Here is a 19,855-nt window from a genome sequence, read left to right as displayed (position 1 = left end):
CAACTTCGCCGGGCGACGGGAACGCCACCTCGCGCTCCGGCATCATGGCCTCCATGACCAACGGGGTGGATGTGCGCGCGGCGGCGGCCGAGTTCGACCGGACGGCTCTGGCGGACTTCGAGTCGGCTGCCGAGGACGAGCGCAAGCAGGTGCTGTCCCAGTTCCCGTTGGAGGAGTGGGCGCAGTTGCCGCTGGAGCGCTACGCCCTCGGGCAGGGCGCGCCACCCGAGTCGGGGCCGACGTACTGCCGGCTCATGGAGTTCGGCACACCCCACCTGGGCAGCATCAAGGGCGGCAGCGCCGCGAAGCACATCATGTACCACCACAACTCCGGCGAATGGCGACTGGCCGCGCCCCTGCGCGGAATGGACCCGCAGGACGCCTGGGCGGAACTGCGCGGACAGTTCGTCCGGGCCTTCGAAGCCGTCGGGGCAGGGGATTTCGAGGCCCTGGACGACCTCGAAGTGCTGCGGTGCGGGCCGACGTTGGTGACGAAGTCCCTGGCAACCTACTTCCCGCAGCACTTCCTGCCGATCTACGCGACCGAGCACATGCGGACGTTCGTCACGCTGCTCGGCGGCGAGGCGCAGGCCGGCGTCCCCGCCGCGCGCACGAACCGTCAACTGCGTGAACTCGTGCGAGCCGGTGGGGAGTTTGAGGGCTGGACGGGACAGGAGGTGATGCGCTTCCTGTACAAGCACTTCAATCCACGGCAACGCACCATCTGGAAGGTCGCTCCCGGTGAGCGCGGCCGGCTGTGGGACGAATGCCGGGACGGCGGGTTCATCTGCGTCGGGTGGGACGAGCTCGGCGATCTCGGCCAGTACCAGAGCGACACGGATCTGCGGCAGGCCCTCGACGCACACTGGCCGCGCAGCAGTGGCGGCAGCCTCACCCTCGCCCGGAGGCTGCTGGCCTTCCGGGACCTGGAGGCGGGAGACCGGATCGTCGCGAACCGAGGGGTGGACGAGGTCCTGGCCACCGGCAGGGTCGACGGGAGCTACCGCTACGACCCCGACCGGGCGGAGTTCCATCACGTCGTCCCGGTGGCCTGGGACTCTTCCCACGCGCAGAAACTTCCGAAGCCCCAGCACGGGTGGCGGTCGACCTTCGCCAAGGTCGACCCCAGCCTCTTCGCCAGGCTCGCCGCCCGCGACACCGGCGCGGACTCCGCCCCGGGTGTGGGCCGGGCGCAGGCGCAGGCGTCGGTCGCGCTGCCCGAGGAGGTACAGGCCGTACTGGACGCGCTGGAGCGCAAGGGACAGGTGATCCTGCACGGGCCGCCCGGTACGGGCAAGACACGGCTCGCACTCGGCGCCGCCCTCGTCCTGGACGGTCGCGCGGACGCGCTCGGCGCCGACAACCGGCAACGTGCCGAGGCGCAGGCCGAGATGCTGCACGGCGACCGGGTCCGCATGGTCACCTTCCATCCCTCCTACGGCTACGAGGACTTCGTCGAGGGCTTCAAGCCGGACCTGAGCGCCACCGGCCCCGGGCTCACCCTCGCCCTCGCGGACGGCCTGTTCCACGACCTGTGCGGCCGGGCCGCCGCCCAGCCGGACCAGACGTTCCTGCTGGTCGTCGACGAGATCAACCGCGGTGACCTGCCTCGGATCTTCGGAGAGTTGATCACGCTCCTCGAACTCGACAAGCGGAACCTGCCGGTCGCCCTGCCCGTCAGCAAGCGCCGCTTCTCCGTGCCGCCGAACGTCCGGGTCATCGGCACGATGAACACCGCCGACCGGAGCATCAGTCACCTGGACGCCGCGGTGCGCCGCCGCTTCGCCTTCCTGCCCGTGGGCCCGGACCCGGACGCCGTGTCCGGAACCGTCGGCCCGCTGGACCTGGCCGCGTTCCTCGAGTCCCTCAACACCCGCATCGCTCGCCATCTCGACGCCGACCATCAGATCGGGCATGCCTACCTGCTGCGCGACGGAGAGCCGATCGCCACCGAGGAAGACCTGGCGGCGGCCTTCCACCACGAGGTGATCCCGCTGCTGGAGGACTACTGCGTCGGCCGGGCGGAACTGCTGCACCGCGTCCTCGGCGACCTGGTCGACGCCGACACGGGGCGTCCGCGTCTCATGCCCCCTCAGGACCTGGCAGACGCGCTGGCGACCGAGTTCACCAGCGGCGTTCCCGGTCCGGATGCCTGACCGCATCCCGGTCCGGCTCGGCGAGTACGAGTCCGCCCCGCTGGAACCCGGTCAGCTCACCCCCCGGGACGTCGACCGCCTGCACGCCCTCCAGGCACGGGGCTGTCTCACCCTGACCAGGGAGCGCACCGGGTGGCGGCTCAAGGCCGACGCGACCGTCGGAGTCCTGGTCCTGGACCGTGTCCGCGTGGTCGTCGCGCCCAAGTTCGCCATTCCGGGAGAGCAGCTCATGAGCTGGCTCGCCTACGCCCTCGGTACGCCTCTCCCGGCGACGGCCAGGCGGTGGACCACCGGCCCCGACGGTTACGCCGACCTGGTCGCCGCCGCACTGCTCGAACAGTGCGAGCGACTGCTGCGGGAGGGACTGCGCCGGGACTACGTGCGCCGCCGGAGCGTCGAGCCGGTGCTCCGGGGGCGCTTGGACGTCGCCGCCCAGGTCACCCACCGCTACGGGCAACTGGACCAGCTGCACGTCAGCACCTTCGACCGGGAGGCGGACATCTGGGACAACCGGGTGCTGGGAAGCGCGCTCAAGGCCGCACTCGGCGTCACCGCAAGTCCCGACCTGGCGCGCGCCCTGCACGGCATCGCCGGCGCCTTCCCTCAGGCCCCGACCCCGGCCGCGGCCCTACGCGCTCTGGACCGTACCCACTACACGCGCCTGAACGCCCGTTACCGGCCCGCCCACACCTGGGCCCGGCTGCTATTGCGCGGTGGTGGCGTGACCGACCTGCTCACCGATCACGGCACCACGGCAGACGGTCTCCTGCTCGCCATGCCCGCGCTCTGGGAAGCCGTCGTCCGCCGGCTCGGCACCGAGGCCGCCGGCCCGCACGGCGGTCACGCCGTGCGGGCCGCGGGAAGCGGCGTCGGCATCACAGTTCACGGAGACCTGGGCAACACCTCTGCCTTCCGGCCCGATCTCCTGCTCAGCCTTCCAGGACTCACGGGACACGGGACAGCCCATCGCACACTGCTGCCCGTGGACGCCAAGTACAAGCGCTACGACCGCCACGGCGTGAGCGCGGCCGACGTCCACCAGCTCCTCACCTACAGCAGCGGCTACGCGCCCACCGACGCCCCGGTGGCCGTCATCGTCCATCCCCGGCCGGGCGGTCAGGCGCAGCGAACCCTCCACGTGCGCGGCCCCAACGGCCCGTTGGGCACCATCCACGTCCTCGGCGTCGACACCCGTACAACGCCTGCGCAGGCAGCGGAGTGGATCGGCTCCGTATTGCCCTGACCATCGTGGGCCGCTCGACGTGTTACACACAGCACCGGCAGTCATCGTCTTCAAGGAGGAGGCCTCAGCTGCTTGGTCTGACGGTGGGAAAACCACCGGCGATAGGGGCCTCAGATGCCACGGAATTCCGGTGCCCAGATCAACTTGATTCCGACCGCTTTGGCGAGTGAGCCCCACCTGTTGTCCGCGGGTTTCTTCTCCAACACGAGGACCGGCTGTATCGACCGGCCGGAGAGCATGGACCGAAGCTGATGGGCGTAATCGAGCACCTGGCCGATGCCCAGGCGGATCTGCTGGTCCTGGCTCGTCCCGGTCAGGCTTTTCACCTCGGCGACGAAGATTTCCTTCCCGGTCGCCCATCCCGCGTCGAACTTCGGGCCGTTTCTCGCGAAAGTGCGGACTTCGATCTTCTGTCGCGCCAGATGCTTGATGAGCGCACCGACGGTCCTCTCGTGGGCCGCGGTCGCCTCATCGAGGGAACTGAGGTCGACGGCCAGCTCCGGGACCCCGTGGCGACCGACCTTGCGCATCTGAAGGGGTGCGCCGAGCACGTCGCGGTCGGCCCGCGGCGGTACCACTTCCGGGGCGCTTCCTCGTGGAGGGCGCCGTAACTCCAGGCAGGGCGCGGGAAAACCATGGATCAGGTCACCGAAACCGACTCCGTCCACGACGTGCACGTGATGACCCGACACCCGCTCACGCTCGGCGCCCACCAAGGTGTCGCTGTAGTCCCGCCGAGTGTCGGACACCTGCTTGCCGGTGAGATCGCCGTGGACCACGAGGCTAATCGCGCCGGAGAAGTCCGATTTCGACGTCGCGCCGCGCCGACCGGCCCTTCGGACACATTCCGAACGCACCAGCCACTTGCCGTCCACCACGACCTTGCCGGTGAAGCAGAGCGTCTCCCCTTTGAGACCGCGGACCCAACCGTCACATGCCCGACGTGCCACCCGTGCACCTCCGTCGTTGTGTCGGCCCAGTCTGTCGGGTCGGCGGAGGCAGGGGAACGTCGTTATACGCATTGCGGTGCCCCGACGGTTCGATCCGCCGACGCAGCACACCTCATGCGGGCACGGTCGCGGCGTCAAACCGCGCGCCGAACCGTCGGTCGCGGCGAGCCGTAACCGTACGACCGGCCCACCACGTGCGGCTCAAGCCGACGCCGCCTCCCAGGGATCCGCGTCGACGACTTCCTCACGCGTCGGATCCCTGAAGCCCCGCGTGTCGTGTCCGGGAGGACCTCGTCCCCTCCCGGGCTCCCGAGCCGCCCCAGATCGACCACACATTCGACACGCGTACACAACTTCAGTTCTTTGTAATTCACATATCCGTTGACAGTGCTAACACGGAGCCGCCATGCTCATTGCGCCAACAGTTCGTCCCATCAGTCAGCGGCGCACCCTTCGCCATACCCGGCATCAAGGACCTGGACATGACTCAGCAGCCCTCCGCCCCTCAGGACCTCCGAGACCTCCTCCTCACCCGTCTCGACGGCTCCGGCCTCGCGTCGGAAGTGCGCTCCGTACTCCGCGAGTTGCTCCCCGAGGGGCAAACCAGGAACGGAGAAGGCCGGGCCGGGCCCGTGCAGCTGCGATCCATCACCGCGGCCGGCTGGCGGGGAATCGGCCCGCGCACCACGCTCGAACTGCCGCCCGGTCCCGGCCTGGTGGTTGTCGCCGGCCCCAACGGCTCGGGCAAGTCGAGCTTCGCCGAGGCCGCCGAGACCGCGCTGACCGGACGCAACTCCCGCTGGGAGGGGCGACGGGCCGGTGACTGGCAGAAGGGCTGGCGCAACCTCCACAGTCCCGACGTCACCCCCGAGGTCTGCGTCGAACTGTCCGTGGGCGAGGGGGCCGAGGTCATCACCGTGCGGCGGACTTGGCACGGGAGCAAGGTCGACGAGGCGCGGACGCGGGTCGAGGGCCAGGACGGCTCGGAACGGAAGCTGGAGGAGGTCGTCGACACCGGGGCGTTGGAGCTGGCCAGGCCGTTCCTGCCGTACAGCGAACTCGGTTCGATGATCAATGGCACGCTCGGTAACCTGCACGACGTCTTCTTCAGGCTCCTCGGACTCGAACTGCTCGCCGAGTTCGACACTCGGGTCAAGGACGCCGTGAGCGAGTACGACAAGGCGGACAAGGCGGGGAAGGCCCTCACCGCGAAGCTCCTCGGCGACCTCTCCCGAATCGACGGCCCCAAGGCACGGGAGGCCGCCTCGGCGCTGTCCGGGACCACGCCGGACCTCGTGCGGGTGCGGGCGCTGCTGGAGAGCCGTTCCCCGGCGGCCGAGGCCGAACTCTCCAGGCTGCGGCGGTACGCGAGCCTCACCGGGCCGGACCTGGGGGAGGTCGGCGGAGCCGTCGCACGGCTGCGGGAGGCCGCCGCCGACGCCGAGGACGCCCGGTACGGCAGCGCCGAGGACGCCCGCCGTCTGGCCCGGCTGCTGGAGGCGGCGCTGGACCACCGCCACCGCTCCGGTAGCACGGACTGTCCGGTCTGCGGCAGTGAGAACCGGCTCGACCGGGCATGGGCGGAACAGGCACGGGCCGTCGTGGAGCGGCTCCAGGCGGAGGCGGTCGCCGCCGAAGCCGCCCGGAAGGCCGTGGCGACCACTCTGCGGGCGGTTCACGACCTCGTACAGCCGGTTCCGGTGTGGCTGCGCGACGAGGACACCCCGCTCGTGTCGGTCTGGCGGGACTGGACGCTGTGCCGCGACATCACCCATCCGCGGGAGCTCGCGGACCGGGCCGAACGCGCGGCGGCGGCCCTGGACGACGCGTGCCGGCAGGTGCGGGAGGACCACACCAGGCGGCTCTCCGACCACGACGAGACGTGGCAGCCGGTGGCCGTGCGGCTCGCCGAGTGGCTGGGTGTGGCGGAGGCGGCCGAGGCGGCCCGCGTCCGTCTCCCGCACGCGCGGAAGGCCCGCGCCTGGCTGCGGCCGATCATCAACGAGCTGCGCAACGACCGGCTGCGGCCCTTCGCCCTGCGGTCCCAGGAGGTGTGGCAGCAGCTGTGCGAGCACAGCAGCGTGAGCCTCGGGTCCGTCACCCTCGCGGGAACTCCCGGGCGCGGCAGGGTTGTTCTCGACGTCTCCGTGGACGACATGGCGGCCCCGGCATACAGCGTGATGAGCCAGGGGGAACTGCACTCCCTCGCGCTCTCCCTGTTCCTGCCGCGCGCGACGCACGCGGACAGTCCGTTCGGTTTCCTGGTCATCGACGACCCCGTGCAGTCGATGGATCCCGAGAAGGTCGAAGGACTGGCCCGGGTTCTCGACGCCTGCGCCCGGGACCGACAGGTGATCGTCTTCACCCACGACACCCGTCTCGCGCAGGCCGTCGACCACCTCGGCATCCAGGCGACCGTTCTGCACGTCACGCGCGGGACCGACTCCGTGGTCGACGTCGAGACCGCGAGCGACCCCGTGGAGCAGGCGCTGGCGGAGGCCCGTGCCGTTTCCCTGGACCCGGGTGTACCCCAGGACGTGGCCGATCACGTGCTGCCCGCGATGTGCCGTCGGGCCGTGGAGGCGGCCTGCCTGGAGACCGCGCGTCGCAGGCTCCGCGACGAGGACGGGCTCGGCATCCGCGAGGTGGAGGAGCGGATAGGCACGCTGGACCGCACGAAGACGTACGTGGCCCTCGCCCTGCTGGGCGACGAGCGGCAGCACGCCCGTGAGGCCGTCGAGCGGATCTGCCCCGGCGGCTGGGCGCTGATCACGGCGTTCAACTCCGGTGCGCACGCTCCCCTGCCGACCGTGGACAGCCGGAAGGATCTTGTACGCCGCACGAAGGCGCTTGTCACGGCCGTCCGGCAAGGCGGAGCAGCTCAGGGCGCCGGAGGTGTCCGGTGACCGTGTCCCCGGAAACCCTCGTGACCGCCGCGGGCCGTCTGCTGTCACCCGGCCCCGGGCGGACCGGCGCGCTGACTCCTGGTCTGCGCGCCCGCGCCGCCGCCGTCCTGCTCCGCATGGCCCTCGACCAGGCCTTGGACGCCTACTGGCTCGGCGTCACCCCGTCGATGACGCGGGTCGGCAAACACCGCATGCTCTGCCTGGAGTGGTACGCGGGCCACGACACCGCCCGCAGGTGCCGTACGACCTGGTCGGCGCTGAGCGCGGCCTGCCACTACCGCACCGGTGAACTGCCGCCCTCCCCCGCCGAGATCCGCACCCGTCTGCTGGAGGTCACCAACCTTCTGCCGGCCCTGCGGCCCGCAACCGGCACGGCCCCGGTCAGGCCGACGTCGGGGTCCTGACCGGGCACATCGCGCGCCAGACGATCGACCAGGGCCTTCGTGTTCCGGCTGGACCGCAGGACGCGTCAGCTCAGCCCGCGGAACACACGCGCGACGGAGGCCCTGCCGCCGTGCGGCGATCCGGGCGGGCAGTACCCGCGTCCTGGTAGGGCACCGATCTGTCGGTGGTCGCACCTATCGTTCTCAACAGACGGTGTCCGAGTGGGGAGTGATGTCCGTGGCCGAGTCCGCGACGAATCCGGAGTTTCAGCTGCGTCTGCCCAACGGCGACGTCATCGGCCGGGCACGCGGGGCGCTGCTGGACGAGACGGGCACGAACGGAAGCCGGAGGTTTCTGATCCGGGCCGGATCTCCGGCTCGGGACCATGTGACGCCGTCACTCGCCACACACTTCAAAGCTCCGTTCAAGCAGCGGGAGGAACTGAGGTCCCGGGGCGTGCTCGTGCCCTCGCCCCGGTGGCCCGGTTGGTTGGAGCTGACCGAGGACGTAGTCGTAGGTTCGCCCTCGTTCGCCGCCGTCCTCCTTGTCGGCGCCCCGCGCAACGGGTGGAAGGAATGGCGGACGGAGGACGGCGTGCCGTTGTCCGACTTCATGGCTGCGGTGTGGCACGGACCCAACCGTCCCTGGCTGGTACGTGGATCGAACGTCACCGGTCTGGACCTGGTCCAGAGAATATGGCTCCCTGAAGGCCGCGTCACACTGGCCGCCTCCCACCTTCGGCAGGGGGTCGGGCAGGGCATCAGCAAGGACGAGCTGCGGACCCTGGTCCAGGAGGACTACGAGTCCACCGCCACCTACAGCCAGAAGCAGCAGCTCGTCGAAGACCTGCACGCCTTCCTCTCCCGTATGAAACCTGGAGACACCGTGTGCACCATCTCCGGCGGTCGGCTGTACGCCGGGGAGATCACGGGCGAGGTCGAACAGATCGCCTCGGACGACGGACGGAGCAACCTGCGGCGACCCGTCGAGTGGGAGGCGACCGGCTATCCGTACGACGACCTGCCGGAAGAGCTGCAGCAGAAGCTGTCCGTACAGCACGACGTCGTCGACCTCACCTCCGTACAAGCACATATCGAAGGACTCGGACGGTCCGACCAGGAGCTGGCTGAGGACGCGGAGGCCATAGAACGGGACCCGAGCGTGGAGATCCCCGCGCTCACCGCCCGGCGCGAGCTGGAGCTTCCCGAGCCCACGGACGAGCTGGCCGCCGAGCTGCTCGTGCACGACGCGGAGTGGCTGCGCGAGGTGCGCGATCTGTTGTGGGACGACCGTCAGCTGGTGCTGTACGGGCCGCCCGGCACCGGCAAGACGTACCTGGCGCTGAAGCTCGCCGAGTTCTTCGGCGGCGGGCCCGAGCAGGTGAAGCTCGTGCAGTTCCACCCTTCGTACGCCTACGAGGACTTCTTCGAGGGCTTCCGGCCTCAGGAGGACCCGCAGACCAGGGAGGTCGCCTTCCGGCTGACCGCCGGCCCGCTGCGTGAGCTGGCCGATCTGGCGTCCCGCGAGGGCAACCGGCACATCCCGCACTTCCTGATCATCGACGAGATCAACCGGGCCAACCTGGCGAAGGTCTTCGGCGAGCTGTACTTCCTCCTGGAGTACCGCAACAAGTCGGTGCGGCTCACCTACTCGGGCGACGATTTCGCGCTGCCGCCGAACCTCTTCGTCATCGGCACGATGAACACCGCCGACCGGTCCATCGCCCTCGTGGACGCGGCGATGCGCCGCCGCTTCGCCTTCGTCGAACTGTCACCGCGCACGGAGCCGACACACGGTCTGCTGCGCCGCTGGCTGGCCGAGGAGGGCCAGGACACGGAGCCCGCCGACCTGCTCGACGCGCTCAACACCCGTATCGACGAAGCCGATTTCCACATCGGGCCCTCGTACCTGATGAAGAGGGGCGTCTACCGGGAGGGCGGACTGGAGCGGACCTGGCGGACGAAGATCCTGCCCCTGCTGGAGGAGCATCACTACGGGGAGGGCGTGGACATCGAGAAGCGGTACGGGCTGGCCGCGCTGCGGGAGTCGCTGGGATGACGTCCGCAGTGGACGCCGTGCGGTCCATCGAACTGGTCGAGCACGCGCCGGCGACCCGTCTCGCCCTGCCGGACGCCGTCGGCCGCGCCCTCGCCGCTTCCGACATCGTGGACGCGGCCCCCGACCCGTACGTGCCCGGGTTCTGGTCGCTGCGGGCCGGCAGCAAGGTCGGGGCTGTGGCCGTCACGGCACCGGACGGCGGCCCTCCGGTCACCGTACGCGTCACGCCCAAGGTGCCCATCGCACGGCTCTTCTTCCTGCTCGGCTACAGCCTTGACCCGAGCAGGAGTTGGCGGGACGGGGAGGTCGAGGTCGCCGAGCACCGCGATCTGCTGCCCGCGCTCGCCCACGCCGTGGAGCGGCAGGTGGACCGGGCCCTGCGACAAGGCCTGTTGCAGGGTTATCGGGCGACCGAGGAATCCGCGCTCGTCGTCCGCGGCCGGATCAGAGAGGCCGAACAGATCCGGCGGCGCTTCGGGGCGATGCTGCCGGTCGAGGTGGCGTACGACGAGTTCACCACCGACATCGCGGAGAACCGCATCCTGCGTGCGGGCGTCGAGCGTCTCCTTCGGCTGCCCGGCGTGCCGCGCGACGTACGCCGCAGGCTTCTGCACCAGCGCGCCCGGCTGGCCGGCGTGACCGCGCTCGTGCGCGGACAGCCGCTCCTCGAATGGCTGCCGACCCGTCTCAACGCCCGCTACCAGCACGCCCTGCACCTCGCCCGCGCGGTACTGGACGGCGTCTCCGCCGAGCACACGCCCGGCGGGCTACGCATCGACGGATTCCTCTTCAACATGAACAAACTCTTCGAGGAGTTCGTGACGGTCGCCCTGCGGGAGACCTTCCGAACCATGGGAGCGGGTCACACCGCCCGCCTCCAGGACTCCCACCACCTCGACGAGGCCGCCGCGATCCGCATGAAGCCGGACCTCGTGCTGTACGAGCCGGCCGGCGGGACCCCGTGCGCGGTCGTCGACGCCAAGTACAAGGCGGGGAAACGGGGTGGCTACCCGGACGCCGACCTGTACCAGATGCTGGCGTACTGCACGGCGCTCGGCCTGCGCGAGGGCCATCTGGTGTACGCGAAGGGGAACGCCCCGCACGCCGCGCACGAGGTGCGCCACGCCGGCATCGTCATCCATCAGCACGCCCTCGACCTGGACCAGGAGCCAGCCGGACTGCTCACGGCCGTCGAGATCCTGGCCCAGCGGCTGGTGAACACCCCGCGCGTATGATCGACTGCGGAGTGTCCGTCCAGGGTGGGGAGTTCACCTCGTGCCGCAGCTCGCGTTCGCCAACAGCTTCTGGGAGAGCTACGACTCCCTGGAGAAGCCCGTCAAGGCCGGCGTGCGCAAGGCGATGCAGAAGTTCCAGCTGCTCTCCGTTTCCGAACTGCACGCGGACAAAGGGCTCCACCTCGAGTCCGTGCACAACGCGCAGGACACTCGCATGCGGACCATTCGCATCAACGACTTCTGGCGCGGTGTCGTCCTCGCCCCGGACGACGGCAGTGATGTGTTCCTGCTTGTCAACGTCGTACGGCACGACGACGCGTACACCTGGGCGGCCAAGCGGCTGTACACGACGAACTCCGCGACGCGCGCGCTGGAAGTCCGCAACGTGGTCGCCCTTGAGCAGCTGACTCCGGCGCTGGAGAAGGCGGCTGCCGCCGCCGACTCCCTGCTCTTCGCGAGGTATTCGGACACTGTGCTGCGCCATCTGGGCATCGACGACCAGGTGCTACGCGCGGTGCGGACCATCGTCGACAAGGCGCAGCTCAAGGCGTTCGAAACACTGCTGCCCGAGGACCAGTGCGAGGTGCTCCAGTATCTCGCCGAGGGATTCGGCCCCGACGAGGTGTACCGGGATGTGGTCGCCGTCCGCCGTCCGGTCGACACGGACCCCGACCCGGACGAGAGTCTCGCCGTCGCCATCGCCAACACCACGAGCCGGATCACGCTGGTCAGCGGTCCCGAAGAGCTGGCGGACGTCCTGGAGAAGCCGTTCACGGCCTGGCGGGTGTTCCTGCACCCTTCGCAGCGCCGGGTCGCCTACCGGGTGTCCTACGGGGGCCCGGTCCAGATCACGGGCGGCCCCGGCACGGGCAAGACGGTCGCGGCCCTGCACCGCGTCAAGCATCTCCTCACCCGCGCGCCCGACACGCGGGTACTGTTGACCACCTACACCAACGCGCTGGCCCGCTCACTGCGGGAGAACCTGTCACTGCTACTGGACGGTGACGACTCACTGCTCAGCCGCGTCGAAGTGACGACGGTCAACGCCTACGCGCACGGCGTCGTGACCCGCCTCGACGGCAAGTCCCCCTCCCCCGTCAACGACCGGGAGGAACGGCAGCTGTGGCAGCGTGTCGTCAAACAGCTGGGCCTGCCGTGGACGGAACAGTTCCTGGCTCAGGAGTACCGGCACGTCGTACTCGCCCAGGACCTGCGCACCGCCGACGCCTACCGAACCGCCCTGCGGCGCGGGCGCGGCAACGCGCTGCCGTCGGCTCGACGCGACCAACTGTGGTCGGCCGTCGAGCTGTTCGAGTCGATGCTGCGTGCCCAGAAGTCCACCACGCATCTGAAGGTGTGCGCACGCGCTGCAGACCTCCTGGCCGGATCGGCGCCCACGCACGACCACGTCGTGGTCGACGAGGCGCAGGATCTGCACCCCGCGCAGTGGCGCGCCCTGCGCGGCGCGGTAGCGCCGGGCAGCGACGACCTGTTCATCACGGGGGACCCGCATCAGCGCATCTACGACTCGAAGGTGTCGCTCGGCTCCCTGGGCATCTCGGTGACCGGCCGCACCCACCGTCTGCGCATCAATTACCGGTCGACGGAGGAGATCCTGATCTGGTCGACCGGCATCCTCAGCCCGGTGTCGGTCGACGACCTGGGCGGCGAAGGCTACGACAACCTGACCGGCTACCGCTCACTGCTGCACGGCCGCCAGCCTCATGTCGCCGGGTACGGCTCCGAGCAGGCAGAGGTGGCAGCTCTCGTCGAACGCGTCGAGGACTGGATCGCCCAGGGCATCCGGCCGTCGGAGATAGGCGTGTGCGCCCGCTTCAACGTGCTGCTCGACAAGGCGTACGACAAGCTGGGTGATGCCGGGATCCCGGTGGTCCGGGTCAGGGACAACTCGGCGCCCGGCACGGACGGGGTGCGGCTTGCCACCATGCACGCCATGAAGGGACTGGAGTTCCGCTGCGTCGCCGTCCTGGGAGTGACGGCAAGCGCGGTGCCGTTCGCCCGCGAGGTGACGTCGGCCTCCGTGGACGCGCTCCAGCGCGAGTCGGATCTGCTCCGGGAGCGGTGCCTGCTGTTCGTGGCATGCACGCGTGCTCGGGAGGCGTTGGCGGTGACGTGGAGTGGGTCGGCCAGTTCGTTCGTGCCGTAACCGCAGCGGCGTGACCGGGTCGGCGATGTGACGCTCCCCGTCAGTTCTCCGGGGCGAGCGCGCCGTTGCCGAGACCATCCCTTGCCAGGGTTGCCGCGTCCCGGCTAAGCTCGGCGACCCTCCGCGCTCGCTCCTCGAACTCCTGAAGCGCGCGGAACGCCACCCCGTACCGCCGCTGCTCGGTGATGTCCATCTGCGGGATGCGGGCGCCCTTGCCGTCGAGGCGGAAGGTGCCGCTGGTGCTCGTGGAGCGCCGGGTGTTGGCCACGCTACGCAGGAACCCCTGGAGGTAGTCGGTGTCGAGCTGGTCGCTGATCGAGACCGGTTCCGGATCGCCGTACTCGACGAGCCCTGCGCGCGCGAGGTCGGCGACGCTGACGGTAGGTCCGTCAAGAGAGCTCGGACCGGTGCCTTCGGCCAACGCCGGCAGCAACTCCGTGAGCAGCCTCACCTGCTCGGCCAACTGCCGTCGCAGGACCTGATACTCAGCCGCGTAGTCACGATGAGAGTCCTCGACATGACGGCCGGGCGTGAGGTCCACAGCGTCGTCGAGCAGGTCGATCAGGGGAACTTCCGCCATCTGCTCGGCGTCCGGTTCCAGTGCACCGTCCGGGTCGCCGGCCGTCAGATCGACCATGCGGACACTGGTGACGGCATCCCGCGGGTTGCGTGGGCGACGCAGCTGCCAGAGATGGACGGGAAGCGCGTGCGAGGCCGCCGTGCCGGACGGCAGGGCGATGATCTGGGTGAGGACGCCCCGTCGTACGAGCTCGGCTCGGATACGGCGGCCCGCCTTGCGATAGGCGACCGAGGCGGGCAGGACCATGAGAACACGACCGCCTGGCGCGGTGTGCGCATAGGCGTGCTGCAGCCAGGCGAGTTCGCCTTCGGCGCGGGACGGGATGCCGAACTCCCAGCGCGAGTCGAGCAGCAGATTCTCGCGCCCCCAGTCGGATTCCGCGACCGGGGGATCACAGACGACGAGGTCGGCCTTGAGGTTCGTCCACTGGTCGTCGCGCAGGGAGTCCCCGCTGACGATGTCGACACCGGCGTGCCCGGTGAGGTCGGCCCTCAGTTGCGCGAACACGGCGCTTCGCGCGTCGGACTCCTGCCCGCAGCGCCTCGGGCCTCCCTGAGGGCCGATGGCAAGCAGGAGAGAGCCGATACCGCAGGCCGGGTCGAAGAGGGTCGTGTCAGGTGCCACCGCCCCGGCGAAGTGACGCACAGCACGGACGATCCGCGACGAGGTGACCTGGTCCGATCCCGCACGGCGAACGGAGTCGGTGAAGCGCTCCGCGAGGATGCTCACCGCCTCTGCCGCACCTTCGCTCTCGGCCAGATTCCGCACGAGCTGCACGATGTCCGCCGGAAGTTCCCCGCACGCCTCCCTCTCGGCGAGGAGGCGGGCGACGTGAACGAGGCCGCCGAGCATGTCGTCTCCGTAAACCCCGCGCAGCGCCTGCCACAGCTGCACTTCCACGGACACTTCCTGCCCCTTGCGCTGCTTGTCCAGCCAGGCCCGCACCTCCGCCAGGTCGAACAACGGACTATTGACGCCCCCGCCGCTCGGCGTGGGAAAGTCCTCGTAACGCCGCCGCCAGTTCGAGACGGCGGCGCGGGTGACGCCCGCCAGCCTGGCGATCTCAGATCCGGTGACCAGCGGACCGGCCTGTGGGGCGGGAGTGTCCGTCATATGGGCACCGTACACAGGGCCCAGGCTGCTATCAACGCTAAATTCGTTGACGTCGTTAACAACGCATACCATCGCACGCCTCGTGTACCTGAAGTCGTAGCTTCGTAGGCCGAGTTCGTCAGGCACCGCTGCAACAACGGCGGGGCGGGATACCCCTCGCTCCGTCTGCTGGTCCTGGTCTCCTGCGGCACCCGTACCGTCTTGGACGCGGTGTTCGGGCCGACCACGAACGGGGAAACGTTCTACGCCCCGAGCCTGGTCCGCAGCCTGCGCGAGGGAATGATCGTTCTGCTGGACCGGAACTTCGCCGTCCAGGCACTGGTCGAGGCGATCACCGAGACGGGCGCGCACGTCCTGGTCCGTGTGAAAGAACACCGCAGGCTTCCGGTCCTGGAGCGTTTCCCCGACGGCTCCTACCTGTCCAGACTCGGAGCCGTCGCGGTCCGCGTCATCGACTGCGAGATCACCGTCAGCACCTCCCAAGGGCGCCGCACCGGCGCCTACCGTCTCGTCACGACCCTGACCGATTCCCACGCGCACCCCGCCGCCGAGCTGATCAGGCTCTACCACGAGCGATGGGAGGTCGAGACCTCCTACCTGGAAATCAAGTCCACCCTTCTGGGCGGCCGGGTCCTTCGCGCCCGGACCCCCGCCGGCGTCACCCAGGAAGTCTTCGCACTGCTGGTCACCTACCAGGTCCTGCGACTGGCCATGGCTGATGCCATCGGCATCCGCCCGGACACCGACCCCGACCCCGACCGAGCCAGCTTCTCCATCGCCCTGAACACCGCCCGCGACCTGCTCGTCCAGGCCGCGGGCGTCTTCAACGACACAGTCGTCGATCTCGTCGGCACCATAGGCCGCCGGGTCCTGGCCGACCTCATGCCCGCCCGACGGATCCGCACCCGGCCACGCGTCGTCAAACGCGCCATCTCGAAGTACAACGCCAGAGGCACCGTCGACAGGACCAGCCACAAAGGACCAGCCACAAAGCCACCATCAGCATCGACATCCAGACCACCCGCACAACTTGACGCCGGACACCCAGCGCTAACTACACGGCGTTGGTACTAGATCGTGACGCCGTCGATCTGCAGTGTCTGCACCGACTTCGCCGCGAACGGCACCCTCACCGTCTTCCCGCTCAGGAAGGTGTCCGAGTACGACTTGTACTTGTCGCCGCCGGTCGTGACCGTGGTCCAGCGGGGGACCAGGCCGTTCGTGCCGCCCGTCACCGTGGTGAAGTTCGAGAGGTTGAACGTCAGGTTCTGGGCCGAGGTGGAGGTGTTCAGGGCCACGATGACCAGGCGCTTCGCCGTCGCGTCGTAGGCCGCCACCGCGTAGCTCGAGCCCGTGTCGAGGATCCTCATGCCCGGGCGGATGTGCCTGCTGAACTGGGCCATGACGTAGTACTTCGTCGTGGTCGGGCCGGCCGTCAGCGTGGTCTCGTCGTACGAGATCATCGCCCAGCTCCTGGTGGGGTCCATCACCTGCCAGTAGACCCAGGCCGTCGGGTGCAGCCAGCGGAAGTCGTAGAGGAGGTTGAAGGCCATGGTGAAGCCGCTGCCGTCGTTGTCGCCGGTTTCCGCGTTCCACAGCGCCTTGCCGTCCCTTTTGACGACGTCCGTGTACAGCAGGTCCCGGCGGCCGCCCGCGCCCTGGTAGCCGTGCACGTTGACCCGGTTGACGTAGCCCTTCGTCGTCGAGGAGAAGGAGTTCCAGGTGGTGCGGGCCAGGTCGTACTTCGTCTCGTCCGAAGCGGCGATCTTCGTCGACGCCAGGCCCCGCTTGTCCAGCTCACTGCGCATGTACGGCAGGACGGCCGCCTGGACGGTGGAGTCCATGTGGCAGCCCTCCTGTCTGCCGGTATCCGTCCACCAGGTCGAGGACGGCTCGTTGAAGGGCTCGACCGTCGCGAATTTCACGCCCCAGTTGTTCCTGGCGTAGAGGGCCACGGCGGCCAAGTGGGAGGCGTGCCGGCGGTAGTACGCGGGCTGGATGTTGTTGCCGCCGCCGGAGGCGCCGGAGGGGTTGTGGTTCGCGCACATCCACCACATGGGGGAGTTGGCGAACAGCTCGGTCGTCGCGCCGCGTGCCACCGCCTTCTGCAGCATGGCCCGCTGGGCCGCGTCGGCCGTCCAGTTCCAGGCCGAGGACGTGGGGTCCTCGTTGTTCCAGTCCTGCCAGTAGCCCTCGATCTGCTTGAACCGCGGGATGTTCGGCGAGACGACCATGCTCTGGCCGTTCACGCTGTTCGAGCTGCAGGCGCCGAGGTTGTAGCGGGCGATGTTGAGGCCGAGGCCGGGGATAACCGTGCCGTTGTACGTCGTGGACTTCGTCGTGAAGAAGATGTCGGCGAAGTCGTCCCGTGTCCCGAAGACGTTCCCCCACCAGGCGAGCGAGGTGCCCCAACCCTCCCAGGTGCCGTAGGCCGTGGAGGGGCTGACGGAAATCGTGGCGTCGGCGTGGGCGGTGCCCGCCGCCAGTGCGCTCCCGAACAGCGCACCGCCGGTGGCGGCGATCAGCGTCCTGCGTCGGATCATGGCTACTCCGCTCCGAATCGTGGCCGGTCCCGTTCGGCCGAAAAGAAGCATCGGGTGACAGGTGGGGGCTTGTCGATACTTCTGACAGCCCTTTCTCCAACCACTGGAGGAAGTGGTGCGCGGGGTTCGACCGGGCGAACGCGCAGGTCGCGCCCGGACAGGTCTGGAGACCTTCGATCCGAGCCCTTATGGTGCCCCGCGTGCGGACACCCTCGTACAGCACGGCACCCGGCGACGGGGCGCCCGATACCGGCGGGTGCTGTTCGGCGGGGCCGAAATGCTCGCACGAGGGCCCTTCTGTTGGTGTAGACGTCGCAATCCGCACCGAACCGGAAGGCCCTCTCCTGTTCAAGCTCCCTCAGCCGAGACCTGGCTCGCCTGTTCACAACCTCCCGAAAACAGAACACCTAGCCGGTCACGCGGTGGAAGGTCCATCGCTGGTTGGTGCTGCCCCTGTCGGCGTACTGGATCAGCGCGGCGCCGGCGGCCGTGCTGCCTGCGTTGACGTCGAGTACCTTGCCGCTGTTGCGGTTGACCACCACGAACTCGCCGCCGGTCTGCGGGCGCAGCTGCCACTGCTGGCTCGTCCGGCCGTCGGCGGTCGTCTGCACGACCCGCGCGCCGTCCGCCGTCGAGGAGCCTGATACGTCGAGGACCTTGCCGCTGTTGACGCAGGTGATGGTGTGGTAGCCGTCCGCTGTGGACTGGAAGACCCACTGCTGGTTCGGTACGCCGTTGTCGGACCACTGGAGCACGGCGGCGCCGTCCGCCTTGGAGGCGCCGGACACGTCGGCGACCTTGCCGCTGCGCACGCTGACGCACTTGTAGGCCCGGGTGGGCGCGATGGTGTACTGCACCGAGTCGACATCGACGTAGCCGGTGCCGCCCGGGTTGTAGGTGTAGAGGCCGATGCGGTCGCCGCGGTAACCGCCCCAGGTGAGCTGGTAGGTACCGCCGAAGGAGGTGAACGTGTTCCCGTCGAGGCTGTAGGAGAACTGGCTGACCCCGCGCACGTCCCAGGTGGTGCGCAGCCACACGGCGTTCTGCGTGACCACGGGACCGTTGGTCAGGGTGCCGCCGGCGTTGGACTCGATCGTGGTGGTGGTCCCGGAGCGCCGCACGCCCAACCCGGCGTAGGTGGCCGCGTAGTGGCACAGCCCGGCGTGCTGCCCGTCGGCGAGGCCGGCCAGTTCGAGGCGAACGGTCACCGTCGCGCCGCCCGCCGTGCGCAGCACCCGTTGGGTGAGGGTGTTGCCCACCTTGGTCAGGTTGTCGGCCACCAGCGGTGCGAACGCCTTCAGCCGCAGGTAGCCGGGGCGTTCGGTCAGCGACCAGTGGTCCGCGCGCGGCTGGTAGTACCACTCCCACTGCGGCTTGATGCGGGTGTCGGTGAACAGGTCGCTGGTCACCACGGCGGGCAGCGCGTCGACCGGCAGACCGGGCGTGCCGCCGGCGGGGACCTGACCGGTCCACACCATGTTGCCGATGCCGTCCGCGCCCACCTGGCCCAGGATCGGCCAGCCGTCCACCCAGGTCACCGGCAGCAGGGACAACGGCCGCCCCTCCCAGTCGCCGTGGCCGTGGTGGGTGACGAAGTACCAGGTGCCGTCGGGGGCCTGCACCAGTCCGCCCTGGTTGGGTTCGCGGTCCACCGAGGCGTTGACGTGTTCGAGCTGTTTGGTCTCGTAGGGGCCGTAGAGGCTGGAGCTGCGGTTCATCATCAGCACCCGGCCCTCGGACTTCACCTCGCTGTACAGGTGGTAGTAGAGGCCGTTGATCTTGTACAGCTTGTTGGCCTCGCTGCCCGGCGACTGGTGGATCACCGTGGGCGAGCCGACCAGCGACTTCCCGTCCTCGGAGAGCTTGAACAGGTTGATCTTGTAGCTGTCCGCGTAGTGCGTGGTGACCAGGTAGCCCTGTCCGTCGTCGTCCCAGAACGGGCACGGGTCGTCCCAGCCGGAGGTCCGCCACACCGCCGTCAGCGGATCCCACGGCCCGGACGGCGAGGGGGCCGACGTCATGAAGAAGCCCTCGTCGGGGGTGTTGAAGTACACCCAGTAACGGCCCGCGTGGAAGCGGATGGCCCCGGCCCACACACCACGGCCGAAACGGTTCATCCGGTCCCAGTTCAGCAGTGGTCCGATGCTGGTGAGATCGTCGACCGCGCCGCCGAGAGTCCGCCAGTTGACCAGGTCCTTCGAGTGCAGCACGGCCACGCCGGGCGAGTACCCGAACGTACTGGTGATGCCGTAGTAGTCGGAGCCGACCCGGATGCAGTCCCAGTCGCTGAAGTCGCCCGGGAGGACGGGGTTGACGTACGTGCCGTCGCCCTGGTCGCCCCACGTGCCGGCCGGAGGGGCCGTCGCCGCAGCCGCCCCGCTCGGTGGCAGCAGGCCCGGCAGTGCAAACGCCCCGCCGCCTATCAGGGCGAGCCGGCCGAGCTGTCTTCTGGTGATGTCCACGCTGTCCGTCCTTGGTTGAGAGCCGTCACATCTGAGGGAGGTGCTTTCCGACGCGAGT

At 69.3% G+C, this 19,855-nt stretch carries 11 protein-coding genes and 1 pseudogene; 8 read left to right on the top strand and 4 right to left on the bottom strand.

The features are described from left to right. Nucleotides 1-53: 53 nt before the first annotated feature. Together ACYUED_RS41585 and ACYUED_RS41580 are read left to right on the top strand one after the other, a co-directional pair. The gene (locus tag ACYUED_RS41585; protein WP_491289575.1) at nt 54-2,156 is read left to right on the top strand and encodes an McrB family protein; all 2,103 of its coding nucleotides are present in this window, start codon (nt 54-56) and stop codon (nt 2,154-2,156) included. Next, the gene (locus ACYUED_RS41580) at nt 2,149-3,399 is read left to right on the top strand and encodes an McrC family protein (protein ID WP_491289574.1); all 1,251 of its coding nucleotides are present in this window, start codon (nt 2,149-2,151) and stop codon (nt 3,397-3,399) included. The genes ACYUED_RS41585 and ACYUED_RS41580 overlap by 8 nt, the downstream gene beginning before the upstream one ends. 110 nt (nt 3,400-3,509) lie before the next feature. On the opposite strand, the gene ACYUED_RS41575 is transcribed toward ACYUED_RS41580, so the two are convergent. Further along, entirely contained in the window at nt 3,510-4,349 is an 840-nt protein-coding gene (locus tag ACYUED_RS41575) for a hypothetical protein (protein WP_491289573.1), read from the bottom strand. 482 nt (nt 4,350-4,831) lie between these two features. Between ACYUED_RS41575 and ACYUED_RS41570 the strand changes: the two genes are divergently transcribed. The 5 genes from ACYUED_RS41570 (at nt 4,832) to ACYUED_RS41550 (ending at nt 13,099) form a co-directional block, all read left to right on the top strand. Further along, nucleotides 4,832-7,255: an AAA family ATPase gene (locus tag ACYUED_RS41570; RefSeq protein ID WP_491289572.1), complete on the top strand. Its 2,424-nt coding sequence runs from the start codon at nt 4,832-4,834 to the stop codon at nt 7,253-7,255. A gap of 2 nt (nt 7,256-7,257) precedes the next feature. Continuing rightward, nucleotides 7,258-7,659, top strand: a complete 402-nt coding sequence (locus tag ACYUED_RS41565) for a hypothetical protein (RefSeq protein WP_491289571.1) — start codon at nt 7,258-7,260, stop codon at nt 7,657-7,659. A gap of 217 nt (nt 7,660-7,876) precedes the next feature. Then, nucleotides 7,877-9,697, top strand: a complete 1,821-nt coding sequence (locus ACYUED_RS41560) for a DUF4357 domain-containing protein (protein WP_491289570.1) — start codon at nt 7,877-7,879, stop codon at nt 9,695-9,697. Continuing rightward, nucleotides 9,694-10,932 carry an McrC family protein gene (locus ACYUED_RS41555; protein WP_491289569.1) on the top strand — a complete coding sequence of 413 codons (1,239 nt, stop codon included), beginning with the start codon at nt 9,694-9,696 and terminating at the stop codon, nt 10,930-10,932. The genes ACYUED_RS41560 and ACYUED_RS41555 overlap by 4 nt, the downstream gene beginning before the upstream one ends. 40 nt (nt 10,933-10,972) lie before the next feature. Then, complete coding sequence (locus ACYUED_RS41550) at nt 10,973-13,099, top strand: UvrD-helicase domain-containing protein (RefSeq protein WP_491289568.1); 2,127 nt, start codon at nt 10,973-10,975, stop codon at nt 13,097-13,099. A 40-nt stretch (nt 13,100-13,139) separates the two neighbouring features. Here the strand turns inward: ACYUED_RS41550 and ACYUED_RS41545 are convergent, their stop codons facing one another. Continuing rightward, a complete protein-coding gene (locus tag ACYUED_RS41545) occupies nt 13,140-14,792 on the bottom strand; it encodes an N-6 DNA methylase (protein ID WP_491289567.1) in 1,653 nt (550 codons plus the stop codon). 141 nt (nt 14,793-14,933) lie between these two features. Here ACYUED_RS41545 and ACYUED_RS41540 point away from each other — a divergent pair. Continuing rightward, a pseudogene (locus tag ACYUED_RS41540) lies at nt 14,934-15,866 on the top strand (transposase); the annotation flags it as partial. On the opposite strand, the gene ACYUED_RS41535 reads toward ACYUED_RS41540, so the two are convergent. Both ACYUED_RS41535 and ACYUED_RS41530 read right to left on the bottom strand, forming a co-directional pair. Continuing rightward, nucleotides 15,863-17,335: a glycoside hydrolase gene (locus ACYUED_RS41535; RefSeq protein ID WP_491289566.1), complete on the bottom strand. Its 1,473-nt coding sequence runs from the start codon at nt 17,333-17,335 to the stop codon at nt 15,863-15,865. The pseudogene ACYUED_RS41540 and the gene ACYUED_RS41535 sit on opposite strands and share 4 nt — an antisense overlap. A gap of 407 nt (nt 17,336-17,742) precedes the next feature. Continuing rightward, complete coding sequence (locus tag ACYUED_RS41530; RefSeq protein WP_491289565.1) at nt 17,743-19,797, bottom strand: family 43 glycosylhydrolase; 2,055 nt, start codon at nt 19,795-19,797, stop codon at nt 17,743-17,745. Nucleotides 19,798-19,855: the final 58 nt, after the last annotated feature.

The organism is Streptomyces sp. DF42 (assembly GCF_058267695.1).
The sequence above is the reverse complement of the archived record's forward strand: the minus strand, read 5'-3'. Positions and strand labels throughout refer to the sequence as shown.